This is a genomic window from Legionella sheltonii (assembly GCF_026191355.1).
Taxonomy (GTDB): Bacteria; Pseudomonadota; Gammaproteobacteria; order Legionellales; family Legionellaceae; genus Legionella; species Legionella sheltonii.
Genome location: NZ_JAPHOQ010000018.1, coordinates 58947 through 71169, shown reverse-complemented (window position 1 = coordinate 71169; position 12223 = coordinate 58947). Strand labels below are relative to the sequence as shown.

The window sequence follows — 12223 nt, the reverse complement described above, 5'->3', positions numbered from 1 at the left end:
TTATTTATCAGTTGATGAAGCGAATGGACTAGGAAACTCTTTACCTTGAGACATTGTGTCATCATGCTCTTTTGTGTCTTCATGCACGGGAACGTGTGTTTTTCGATGAAATAACGGATTGAAATGGGTGATTTCTGGCTCAAAAGATATCTTTTCTATAACGACCGATTCAAGACCTTGATCCTGCGATAAGATACCGTAGCTGTGATTTATTCGTGCTTTTCCTTGGTCTGAATTGAGTCGATCTGCAAGGCTATTTATTGCCTTTTCGGCACCGTATATTATTTTTTCGGAACCTTTATAAGCGCCAAGTATGGTCATAGAAGGCACTAGTAAAATGGAAATAAAGCCAGCAGCTACTACTGAGCCCGCAGTAACCGGTAGGATGAGGAATGGGAACAAGATGAGTGTTGTTGATATTGAAGTAATCAAAGGCCCATTTCCTGGGTCTAATGTTTTATTCATATCAGGATACCGCCAATCAGTGAATTTTTTTGACAATTCTCCTGCGGCCATTAGTGTACCGCCGAGAATAAGTGGTATCGAGCAGACAGCAAGCATGGCGAGCATTAAAGCAACGAGCGCTACACTGCCTACCGCAGTTAAAGGCAACAGGAGTATCGTCAATAAAACAGTCAATGCCCGTTTCATCTCGTCCCTTCCAAGAAAAACAACATGTGTTTTATTTTATCACGTTGATATTAAGTGATGCTTAAGTGTTACATTATGAAAAAAAAGTATTTTTTTTGTCTTTCCGTAACCGTTTAAATGAGGAGGGGAAAGAAAGGTTAAGCCAAAGTCCAACCTTAAGGTATCAACGATTTTTTGAACACTATTTTGCGTCCATTTCTTCATTGGGTATCAATTGTCATTCCTGCGAAGGCAGGGATTTTTTCATGAAGTGGCAAAGTGCACCAAATAACAATACATTCGTGCTTTTCGCAGAAACGACTCTCCAAATCACTCGATTCCTTAAGGCCCAACTAAGTAGAGTGTGTTTTTTCAGTTAGACTTCAACCATTGCGGTATGCTTATCAGATTGTACATTCATTGAGTTCTTAGCCATTCTCTGGATTAAATAAACCAATAATGCACCCAAAAGAGCGCAGATTGGTATCAGTAGTAGGGCATGATGGTACGATTGAAGGCTGTATTGTCTTAGTCCATTTGCACCAACGCCACCCTCCCAGTAAGAGTCCATGATTTTACCGATTAAAGTATGGAAAAATGAGCCACCGAACATATTGATACAATTTAGAAAAGCGATAGTTATACCCAAATGTTTATTGGATACAAGGGTAGATCCTGCTGCAAAGACAATTACTTGATAACAGCACATCAGTCCAATCGTAAAGAAAAGCGCACTAAGTATCCACCAATTGCTTACATCCTCAGTAAGAAGTACCAAAAAAGCCAGGGCTAAGCCGAGGCCACACATTCTTATTACAGTGTAATTTCCTAATTTTTTGCTAAGAACAGCAAGTACTGGTCCGCCAAATAACATACCCACGAAAATAAAAGAGACCAGTAGGGCTGCATCCGATTTAGTAAAACCGTAGGCGGTAGTTAAATAGGGGACTCCCCACACATCAGCAAAACCTTCCAGCGCACCAACCATTAACAAATTAACCAAGGCAAGAACCCATAAGCTTTTTAAAGTGAATAAAACAGATAAGTGGGACCGGCATATGTTGCTCGATTGTATTGTTTTAGGATTTTTTGGAGTACGCAAGATTAAAAAAGTTGAAAATCCTACACCTATAGAGCATAGAGCTAAGATTAATCCAATATGCTGGCCGCCGTAGGTTGAGATCAATTGATTTAATGGCTTGCCCCCATAGATCGCTCCTAAAAGTCCCACACTAAAAGAAAAACCTATCATTTGAGAATATTGATTGCTACTAAACCATTCAGAAACCACTTTGGATACACCTAAAAAACCAACAGCCGAAGCAGCTCCAATTAAAAATCTGCTGAATAATGCTAAGTGGAAATTATTGGTAGAGGTAAAGAGTAGGGCGCCTAGGCCGCAAAGGAGGGCAAAGATAAAAACTACTATTCTGGCACCAAATTTATCTAACAATAGCGCCATAGGGATTTGCATTCCCGCATATCCATAATAATAAAATGCTGCCAAGAAACCGAAACTGGATGCATCGATTGAAAATTGAGCCATTATTTCTTGCATCATTAATCCCGGCCATAGGCGCAATATAAATTGAAGAGCAAAAAAAGAAAGTGGGAAAAGCCACATAACAAAAGGCAATAAATTGTTTCTTAAGCTAAAAGAATTGGTTTGAGTCACAGTACCCTCCAGTATTCAAAACAGTTATTTCTAAAAACCCGATATTTCCTCCCTAGAGAGGTTCGGGACAAGAAATAGCTGACCGCTCTAGGGTAAAGAGGGAAAAATAATAATAATAATAGTTTCTAAAGAGGTTGCTGAAGGTAACGAATCAGGGCATAGCAACGCTTTTGCAGTGAGAACTGCAGGGAGCGTATTGCTTTGGTTACTATGGCGATGATTCATATTGAGTAAGATTGATTAAATTTTATCTATTAATTGCTTAACATATCAAATTAGGCTTTATGATGTCAATTGAATTTTTTGCGATGGTACTGTTTATCATCTCATTTAAACTAAGAAATCTCCATATCCCGTCATCCCTCGTGACAATCGGGATGACGGGAATAGAGGAGAGGGTATTGATCATGATTCATGGGCCCTCACACTTCCTCCTCTTCAACCTGGTGGGAGGGATTTCTTTTTAATCGCAGTCAGGGTTAACCCACTCTGTAAATTAAGTACTAAAATTAGCATATGGAGATAAAAAGCTGGCTGATATGGACATAAATTACAAACTCGCAAAGACTTCAATTGTCTTTAGAGATTACGTGAATAAGTATGCTTATATTGGATTATGCATTTCGGTTACTAGCATCATTATTGCATCACTTATTGTGTCATACCAAATAACAGGATTTATCAATCTAAATGGTTTTGTTAGAGCTCAAACAACAAATCCTGCCATTTGGGTTCTTGATCTGAGCCCATTTCTTTTCGCTTATTGGGGGCAGTCGTTTTGCTATGGATTGGCCAATACGGCAGAAACACTTGTTGCAGATAAAACTCAGGAGCTTCTTTATAAAAGTGGCGATCTGGAAGCGAAACTAAAATATGAAAGTGAACATGATTTTTTTACTCAGCTACCCAATTCCCTGCTTTTTCACGAGCAAATTAAGCAAGCCATTCATAAGATTGAGACCCCGAATGAGTTGGCAGTTATTTTATTAAAATTGAATGATTTTAAATCGATTCACAACAATTTTGGTAATTTTAATGCCAATAGTGTTTTAATCCAGTTCGTAAAAAAATTAAAAGATATGTTGCTTTCCCCTTTTATGCTCCAGGCTACCATGGGTATTAATAGTGTGGCTCGAATGGAGGGTGATGAATTTGCGTTATTATTGCCCAGATTGAATAAAGAGATTAATTGGGACAAACTGCTGAATGCCATTATAGAAGCAACTACGCTTGATTTTATAGTGGACAATATTCATATAAACATCTCTACTACGGCAGGTGCTGCCGTTTATCCCGATGATGGGGATGACGAAGTCACATTAGTGAGTCATGCTCGGACAGCCGTTTTTCATGCAAGAAAAAAGGACAAACCTTTCGCTCTTTATCATCCCAATATGGAAGAGGATTTCACTACCAACCGCATGGTGATGAATGGGTTAAAAAAATCAATAGAAAATCAAGAGATGAAGATCTATTTTCAACCCGCAGTGGAATTGGCAACAGGTAAAATTATAGGTGCCGAGGCTATGGTCAGCTTTGTGCATGAAAAATACGGATTAATTAGTCTGGAAAAATTTATTTCCCTGATTGAGGGCTCCAGTTTAAGCCAACAATTAACTTTGTTTATGTTAACCCATGTCACCAAACAATTGGCGCTTTGGCATAATGCTGGACATAAGATTTTTGCATCAGTTAATTTATCCGTTCAAGACGCGATTGATAAAAAATTACCTGTTTTTATAAAGAAGTTGCTTCATGAAAATAAAATTTCTCCCGAGTATTTAATCCTCGAATTTAATGAACGTGCTTGTTTAGTAGATCAAGCAAAATCTATGGATGTATTAAACCAAATAAGTCACTTAGGTGTTAAAATAGCAATACATGATTTCTGTAGTGGTTATGCTTCCTTTATTTATCTGGTCAATTTTCCTATTAATGAAATAAAAATTGAGAAATCCCTTATTTTGAACATGGTGAAAGATAAGAAGAAGGCTAAAATTGTCGAAGCTATTATTAATCTGGCTAAAACCTTTGAGTTAGAGGTTTTGGCCGATGGGGTAGAAAATCGGGAAATTAGAGAGCAACTCAAGCAGTATGGTTGTAAGTATGGACAAGGACTTTATTTTTCTCGTCAAATGAGTCCTTATGAATTTATGGCTTTGTTAAATTCAGGCGTTACAAAATAAAGGAAGTTGTTGAGCCCTTGGGCTCAACATTTCTTAATTAGTTAGGCCAGGTGTTTCTTCTGTGCCTTCTTTATCTTGTTTTTTAGTTGGTGCTGAAGTGGTTTCAGAGGTCGCAGGACTAAAACTTCCAAATTTTCCTAGGGCATCAGATAAAACATGGGAATCTTGAACAGTAACACTGGATTGTGCCAGTTCAGATGTTTTTGGTTTTGGAACTGATACATCCATTGCACGCTCTTCTTTAGGATAGGTTTTAGAGAGTTCTTGTCCTTTGGGAGTCCCATTTTTAGTTTGAATCACAGCGTCGGTAAATCCTATTCTGTCTGCGAAATCTATTGCACCCTCTACATATTCTTTATTGGCTGACTCTAAAATCAGCTGCACCTCTTTTCCAGCAAAAAAGCGATTAACTGTGCCATCAAATAAATAAGGTGCCAAATCTTCTTTGCGCTTTGTACAGAGGTTTAAATCACCTCTATAGGTCACTCGATTAAAATCTAGCCCCTTGTTGTTAACTTCAGTTAATAATTCTAGCAGTTTGGCTTTTACAATCTCATTATCGTATGCTTCAGGAAGATCTCCCTCTAAACTTTGCAAATCTGCTGATTTTAAACCTTCCGTTTTAACTAGGGAAAAAGCGTTAAGTTTGGACTGGACTTTTTCATGATAACTTGAGATAACCAGTGCTCCGCTGGGAGTGGCTGCATAGGTGATATAAATTTTGGGCATAATATCCTCTTTCTTATTCGATAAATAAGATCAAATGACTTAATTATAATATAGACTATTTGCTTAATTATTGACTAGTTAATGCGGTAGTGCGCGAGTTGTTTGAATGGACTGAAGTAACGCATCATATTGATTCATAAAAAAATCTTTTGCTTGGGACGGAGATTCGAATCCTAGAGAATTACTGTATTTAAGGCCTAGTCCCATACTTGCATTTTGTATGCTGTACTGGCTGTCCTTTAAAATGAGCTGGGCATAATCTAGCGACTCTAAAACATGAATATAGATTTCCCGGGCTTTTTCCACTTCAAGATTCTGGAGCAACCAAAAGCAGTAATGAGCCATTGCTTCGGCTAAAACCATATACCCGTAACTGCCATAATAGGGAAGCATGAGCTTGCTATTGGAGATAAGTTTTTGGTACAGCTTTTCCGACTCTTTATTGTTTGCATGTTGTTGTAGTTTTGAGTAAATGTATTCATTATAACGCTGAGTTGCATGAATAGAACCGTATCGAATCGCCATCTTAATCGCTTCCATCTCAGAAAATCCAAAATCAACTTTCATTTCTTTTCTTACTTCTTGGGAGAGATAATAAAAATAGGTGCCTCGGACTAAATTAAACGGATTTAATTGAGGATGAGAGAAAAACAAAATTAAAGGGACATTTTTTTGCTGAGATAAGACCACACCAGAGGAAGACCAAATTTTTTCCCAATAATCCTTTAATTCCTCACGATTACAAAAGGCTTCAAAAACAGGGTCGTGATGAGCTATTCGAGTAATCGTTTCAATTTTTTGGTTTTTAATTAATGCCAGTTTTCTATTATCATTTTCCTGATTAAAAATATGAATAAATAATCGGTCCTGAGCTGTTAATTTTAATGCCGTATTGAACGTCTTAAAATTAAAAAATGAGTACATACTTTTTATGCCTTCTAAATTTTTACCCTGTGGATTGACACTGGTTTCTATTGCGTAGGTTGGGCCAAACATTATGGAGCATTGCTTCTCAACGTCGAGGATTATAAAAGAAATGTTGGGCCAAGGCCCAACCTACGCTTGATAAAAATGAACAAATTATTTGCATTATACAACTGAAAAATACCAGTTTCTACGTTTTTAGGCCTAAAAATAGCAATTAAGGGCTAATGCGCCAGTGACGAATTCAGCCGCATGTGGTCCTGTGACAGAAAACCAAACACCGCCAATTAGACCCAGATTGGGAGTAAAATTATATTCAACGGCTGGAGCCAACGAAACCTGTTCATTTGCTCTTCCCCCTATACCGGCAACTGTTCCGCCTGGGGTAAATCCTGGATTACCGTCAAAATTACTTCCTGGACTGTGTACATATAACACTTCGAAAACAGGAACCCAGTTTTGTGTGAGTGTGTACTCAAATGCCAAGTCAGCAGAATAACTGTTATCCAGCTTTACCTTACCAACGGTATCGGGAGCACCGCCAAAAACGTTCACTCCATGTACGGTGACATCACCAAATTTGGCTCCCACCAAACTTAAACGGGTGCGTAAATAATGTTTGTTAGGCAATAGAACCAATTTTTGAAAGTTAAAACCCAGATAGGTTTGGAATGAACCTAAACCTGTTTGATCGGTACCCAATTTTTTGGGATCTAAATTTTCATAGCGTCCAGTGGGAAAAACTTCTTGGACTACGACACGAAGATCGGGAATCCAGGAGTTTTCCTTTGCACGCAAAACTTGAACCCCTAGAGCTAAGCTATAATCTCCGATGCCGTTTCCATGTTCGCTTTTATCCCAACTGTAATCATAAGGCAAAGCAGTTTGTAAATCTAAAAAGCTAAGCACCCCTAAACTCACAATAGGCGTCACTTCAAAATTTCTAAATCCATGGGGGTAGCCGCTATAAAACGCATAGGGTTCGAAATTAATATGGCCCGCTGGTATGGTTTTTCCAGCAGGGGCAAGCAAAGGTCCTGTGAACCATGGATCTGCGCATGCTGCATTGACAAAAAATAATAATAAAAAAAAGAGTTTTGATTTCATAATGAATGGATTAGGGTAAAAATTAAAATTTAAAACTTTTTTCCTATTAAGGGAATTTATTTTTAACGAACTGCTATGCTTTTTATAAAAAATCGTGTTGCCAAGCATGTTTTCGTAAAATTTTTTTACACTTTGATTTTTTAATGCTTTTCGAGAAAGTAGGGTTAGGAGGTGCGGATGTAAGTCGATCTATGAGGAGTTATCAAGAGACTCTAGTTAAAATGCTTTGTAGTCTCGGAGCACTTGGCTCCGAGTGGACCATTTATTTTGCAGGAACTTCTTTCCACCAATTTGTTTGGGTTTCTGTTGCCCAGTGTCCTTCACGCATACGAGCAACAAAAGCCTCTGCCTTTTCAGGAGTTGATGATTTTTGATCTAATTTTATGCACCAATCCCAGTCACCTGAAGTAGACCACATTTTTTCCACGCCATCCCATTTTGCCATGGCATTCATGTCAGACATCGATTTATTACTTTTCATAAAAATTACACTGTTCCATGCATTCATTGTTTATATCCTTATAAAAAAAATTAAATAGTTGCTTGAATCGATGACTCAAGTTTTTTAAGAATAGAATAGTTTCAGAATTCTTTCCAATGTATCTAAATGTTTTTTATTGTCGATTTTGATTCTAATTTCTGAGGTGAGAGCCGAGATCGGCAGGGTACTTTGTGTAGCAGGCTTAACCAATTAATTTATTTCCAAAATGTTTTGCTGCATAGGTCGGCAGTCAATTGTCCGACCTATTTGTAACGCAAAAAAGAATATTATTCTAAAGGTAGTGCCATTGGATCCTAGCCCCCGCAATCCTTTGGGTCTTAATTTTAAGCAGCAGGAGCGGCAAGTAAAGGAACCTCATTTTCATCCTTAGGTTGCACCTGTTGGTAGTCGCAAAGCCATTGATTTTTTAACTCAATTTCTCTATCTGTTTTTGCACTGCTAAAAAAGAAAGTTTTTCCTGCGGCTAAACGCGCGAATCCTGCAAAAAGTCCTATACCCGTAATTATCATCGCAATATCAGCAATCAGTCGGCGCGTATTGTGACGATGACTAAATTCATCTTTGGCCGCCTTCATTAAATCATCGGCTTGTTTTTGTATGGGGAGGCCTGATAAGCGTATGTTCAATGCTTTTTCATAAAATTGATTGATGGATTGATCATATTCGTTTCCATATCCTTGCTCTTTGCTGAGTTTCATTTTTTTATCGCGAAACGTCTTTAGAATGAGCAAATCATGGATCACTACAGAGGAGAGTTTTTTATCTTCTATTTTTTTCAGAATTAGTTGTCGAAAAATGGCATCATGGAGCGCTGCGCCTATTAATTGGCTTTGAAGAGAGGCGGCAATTTTGTCTAAAATTGGTTCGAACTGCGTTAAAAGTTTATCTATAGGTTCAACTAAGGACTCTTGGCTAATGACCTGAGTTTCAAGAAGCTTTTCATAAAGTCTTTGGTCACGTATCAATTGTTTATGCGTTTTTTGAGCATCCTCAGAGGTTAATGTACTAGTTAAACTTTCAAAATCCTCTATAGTTTTCGAAAAAATAGGATCATCGAATACTCTTTTCTTATCAGCCACTGAGATGGTTTTTTTTAAGCGGTCATATAGCCCATACAAAATATCTTCTATTTGTCGGGTTTGATGTTCTTCCTGGAATTGTTTTTGTATATCAAGAGGCAGTTTCACAAATAATTGATTTAAGATAAGAAATATCTTTTTTCTCTCTTCAATATTCTGCGATAAATTGATTTGCCCCAGATAAAATTGATAAATCTCTTTTTTTACTTGAGACAATTGGGAGGCATAGTGATTTCGCTCATGTTCTGGAAGCCTATTATATTTTTCTTCCAATAAGTGCAGTGCAGCGGGTTTATTTTCCTCTTTTGCTAAATTAAGTCGTTGCTGCACGTATTCCTGCAGTTGTTGCAGCTCCATTTGCGCATTTTCAATCGTTTCAGCAGCTCCAAAGATAGACTTAGATTCTGTCGTTGCATTCTGCAGTTTCGCAAAAAAGTCCTTCTTTGCTTCCAGATCAGAATGTTCCTTAAATTGCTGGACTAATTCCCAAAAATGTCGGATTTGACGCAACGTGATGATTTTATTCTCGACATCTTTATGCTTGGTAAATGCTTCATTTTGCAATCCTTGATCTATAGTTTGCCACAGTGCTTGATCCTTCATGATGCGGTTCACCAAAATACTCGGTGAGGTCGCATTCAGTTCTTCCAGGCATATAGTAGCAAGTTGCACCCCATTCATCTGTTGCAGTGTTTCATCATTAATGGAGTAGAAAAAAGGACTTTCAAATACTTCAACAGAAGATTTCTGAAAAGTACTGCGGAAACGTTGTAGCTCGTCATTCGCTTTTTTAAATCGCAGTACAGCCTCTTGAAATAAAGTGACTGTAGCGCTCATATCTTCCCAGGAAGACTTAGTGGTCTGTTGGATTTTTAAAGCACGAAGCATAAGTAGTACATCAGAGCCTGCTGTAAGAAGTTCGTTGACTTGGCACCAGTATGAATTAGGGTGATGTTTCTTATATTCTGCATTAAGATCTTCATAGGCTTTAAAACCCGATGGACTAAGATTTGCAAGATCTAAAGAAAATAAGCGCTTCAGGAGCGTACTTTCACGGTATTGTCCAACAAGAGTTTGCCCGAGTTCAAATTCGGGTTGTTTCATGAAGAAGTCAGCTAAGATATTTGTTGTTTGAGAGGGCTGATGTTCCCAAAAGTTAAATAGCTCTGATTGTTGTGCTAAAGCATCCACATAATCATTAAATTGTTGCGCTAAATCGTTCAGGTTTAATTTTGCATAATCAATAAGATTGATTTGAGCAAAAGGTAGGAGTTGCTCTTCCCAGCTTGAGATGAGATCAGGGAAAGTCATTGCATCTTTGCCTGTTAATGCGATGGGTTTCGTAAATAATTTAGCGCGTTCAATGATTTTGTTTAATTGCTCAATAGAGTTCGTGGTGATGGAAACAGGATAATCACACATTACCCAACTTGAAGATAAATCAATCTCTACTGGAAAAGTGGAGAATGATTTTTGCAGCTCCTTAATGTGCATGTCAATTTGCTGGAGAAAGTGGGTTAGTGACTCTGTCTGCTTTTCATGAGATAGCTCTTGGAAATGCTTTTGAATTCCTAACAGTTTTTCCAGGAGAATTTTGCTTTCTTCATGTAAATCATCGTATAGATTTTTTAATAAGAGTTCCTCATGGGTTTGCTTCAGTATTGGATCAATTTTAAGTTGCAATTCAAATAACTTTTGAATACGAAGAATAGCCTGTTGGTATTCAGGTGGCGTATTTTTTGTTTGAATGATTTGAGTAATCTGATCGTTAAAGATTTCATATTGCTCAATATGTCCTTGTTGCAACTTTTTAATCGTCGCTAATAATTGAGATTGTAAATTAAAGAGAGTTAGTTGATTTTCAGCATCCAATTGACTTGCTGTAATAAAAACGTGATAAACACGTTTCAAATAACTATCGAAATCAAGCGCAATATAACTTAGGCACTCTCCTTGATCAGGGGTTGCTGTTTTAGGTTTGCTTAATAGTAAATCTAACAATTGCTTTTGATGACTTTCATCTTCAAGACTCGCTTTTTTTAATTGATCTAAAAATTGCTTGATATATGGCCAATTTTCGTCAGTAATCGTGACTCGCATTGCGCCATATTTATCTGGTGGAAAAACGCCTTTTTCTAATAGAAGTTTTGCTTGATAAACAGGGTCGCTAAAATATAAAGAACCGGCAGCAGTATATGTGTCAGAAGCTCCTTTTAAGGAATGACCTTGACCAAATTGATCGTGATTTTGTTGTACCTCATCAGGATCTTTTTTAGTTCCTAACAGGAATTCTAAGGCGGAGGCTGAAGGTGCTGTTTGTTCCAATCCCAGTAGAAGCAGGCTATGGTTATCATTACGGTGAAAATAAAAATGGCCACTGCATCCATTGTTTGCTATTTTTTTTCCATAAAAATTCGTTTTTCCCATGCCACCCATGGCAATATTAATACCAAAATCCAGGGGTGTTTTAATCATTACGGGTAATTGTCCCATAATTCCCAGAAGAACCCCTTTACCTTCAACCACTGAACCATCAATACCGCGAGTCACATTATGAGTGGCTGAGCGGGAAAAAACAGTATTTTGTGAGTCTGGAGCAGGGAAATAATCTAATAATTCTTTCCTATTCGATCCATTGAGCTCTTGATAGTCAAGAATAATGCGGCTTGCATGGGATACATAATCAGCGATGGTTAATTGATCTGACGGAGCTTGCAATTTAGATGACTTGGATAGATAAGAACGAGTCTTGAAGTCACCGCAAGCCAAACAAGCCAGTAAGAGCTGAGTCATATTTACTGCAACATCATCTTTTGAATTATATATAAAGGTATCAGCCCATTGTTTGGCAACTACCATTTGATCCTCATCAATGGTGCACGAAAGAATATCGAATTTCTTATCAGACATTTTTTTAAACTTAAATTAAATTGCCACTATGGTAACAAACAAGACTCTCTTGTTGCAAAAATAAAGACATGGTTGTTTTTTTGAGCATCGATATTTCGATCGAACGCACGAACTTCAACCTACAGAATATGAATTTTTCATATCCATGAAAAATTGAGCCAAGTACTATACTTATAGATGTAAGAGCTGAGTTGAAAATCACGGGTTGTATGTCGCATACTCCGTACTACATCAATTAACGAAGACTGTTATGAATAACCATCAAAAAATTATCTGCCCTACCTGCGGGAAACAAAATACCTGGTATCCAGAAAACCCGTTTAAGCCATTTTGTTCCGACCGATGTAAACTCATTGATTTAGGTGAGTGGGCTAGTGAAAATCGAACAATTCCTGGAAAACCAATGGATCTGGAGTTTATCAATTCAACCAATGAGGATGGTGGCAACGACTATACTTAAGTTTTTAAAGAAAAAATTTAG

The 12223-nt window shown here is 37.6% G+C and carries 9 protein-coding genes; 2 read left to right on the top strand and 7 right to left on the bottom strand.

Annotation, left to right across the window (positions count from 1 at the left end):
• Both OQJ26_RS17635 and OQJ26_RS17630 read right to left on the bottom strand, forming a co-directional pair.
• On the bottom strand, positions 1–651 hold the full coding sequence (locus tag OQJ26_RS17635; protein WP_265705016.1) for a hypothetical protein: 651 nt from the start codon (positions 649–651) through the stop codon (positions 1–3).
• A gap of 355 nt (positions 652–1006) precedes the next feature.
• Positions 1007–2254 (bottom strand): MFS transporter, encoded by a 1248-nt coding sequence (locus tag OQJ26_RS17630; RefSeq protein ID WP_265705039.1) that lies wholly within the window; start codon positions 2252–2254, stop codon positions 1007–1009.
• Positions 2255–2844: 590 nt separating this feature from the next.
• On the opposite strand from OQJ26_RS17630, the gene OQJ26_RS17625 reads away from it, so the two are divergent.
• Entirely contained in the window at positions 2845–4491 is a 1647-nt protein-coding gene (locus tag OQJ26_RS17625) for a putative bifunctional diguanylate cyclase/phosphodiesterase (RefSeq protein WP_265705015.1), read from the top strand.
• A 33-nt stretch (positions 4492–4524) separates the two neighbouring features.
• On the opposite strand, the gene OQJ26_RS17620 is transcribed toward OQJ26_RS17625, so the two are convergent.
• The 5 genes from OQJ26_RS17620 to OQJ26_RS17600 form a co-directional block, all read right to left on the bottom strand.
• Positions 4525–5220, bottom strand: a complete 696-nt coding sequence (locus OQJ26_RS17620; protein ID WP_265705014.1) for a hypothetical protein — start codon at positions 5218–5220, stop codon at positions 4525–4527.
• 78 nt (positions 5221–5298) lie between these two features.
• Positions 5299–6216, bottom strand: a complete 918-nt coding sequence (locus OQJ26_RS17615; RefSeq protein ID WP_265705013.1) for a DUF5630 domain-containing protein — start codon at positions 6214–6216, stop codon at positions 5299–5301.
• 132 nt (positions 6217–6348) lie between these two features.
• Entirely contained in the window at positions 6349–7251 is a 903-nt protein-coding gene (locus tag OQJ26_RS17610; protein ID WP_265705012.1) for a transporter, read from the bottom strand.
• Between the two features lie 262 nt (positions 7252–7513).
• Positions 7514–7759, bottom strand: a complete 246-nt coding sequence (locus OQJ26_RS17605; protein ID WP_265705011.1) for a hypothetical protein — start codon at positions 7757–7759, stop codon at positions 7514–7516.
• Between the two features lie 317 nt (positions 7760–8076).
• Positions 8077–11742 carry a LepB GTPase-activating domain-containing protein gene (locus tag OQJ26_RS17600; protein ID WP_265705010.1) on the bottom strand — a complete coding sequence of 1222 codons (3666 nt, stop codon included), beginning with the start codon at positions 11740–11742 and terminating at the stop codon, positions 8077–8079.
• Between the two features lie 250 nt (positions 11743–11992).
• Here OQJ26_RS17600 and OQJ26_RS17595 point away from each other — a divergent pair, with 250 nt between their 5' ends.
• Positions 11993–12202 carry a DNA gyrase inhibitor YacG gene (locus tag OQJ26_RS17595; RefSeq protein WP_265705009.1) on the top strand — a complete coding sequence of 70 codons (210 nt, stop codon included), beginning with the start codon at positions 11993–11995 and terminating at the stop codon, positions 12200–12202.
• Positions 12203–12223 lie beyond the last annotated feature (21 nt).